Origin of the sequence: Streptococcus sp. HMSC072D05 (assembly GCF_001815805.1) — a bacterium.
Classification (GTDB): Bacteria; Bacillota; Bacilli; order Lactobacillales; family Streptococcaceae; genus Streptococcus.
In genome coordinates this window covers 336-761 of record NZ_KV822032.1, presented here as the reverse complement: position 1 = coordinate 761, position 426 = coordinate 336, and the positions used below count along the sequence as shown (strand labels likewise).

1 protein-coding gene is annotated in these 426 nt (G+C 41.8%); it reads left to right on the top strand.

What is annotated here, in order from left to right; translation table 11 throughout:
* On the top strand, positions 1-426 hold a 426-nt coding region (locus HMPREF3057_RS05305; protein ID WP_180364450.1), incomplete at both ends, for a relaxase/mobilization nuclease domain-containing protein.

The following is a 426-nucleotide window of genomic DNA, read 5'->3' as shown; positions in this document are numbered from 1 at the left end:
AACAGGGGGTAATGAAGGCCATGTCATTATCCAATCATTTAAACCTGGCGAAGTCACGCCCGAACAATGTAATCAATTAGGATTAGCACTCGCTGAAAAGCTCACACCGAATCATCAAGTGGCGGTCTATACGCATGCCGATACAGACCATGTACACAATCATATCGTGATCAATTCAGTTGACCTCGAGACAGGTAAGAAATTCAATAACAATAAACAAGCCTTACGTAATGTCAGAGACTCCAATGACGAGGTTTGCTTGGAACATGGTTTAAGTGTGCCAGAGAAAGACACAGCACGCTTACGTTATACACAAACAGAAAAAGCGATTGCTGACCCTAATACAAAATCAACCGCCCAATATTCATGGAAAGATGAAATACGTGAAGCAATCGACCAATCAACAGCCACAAATATGGACGAATT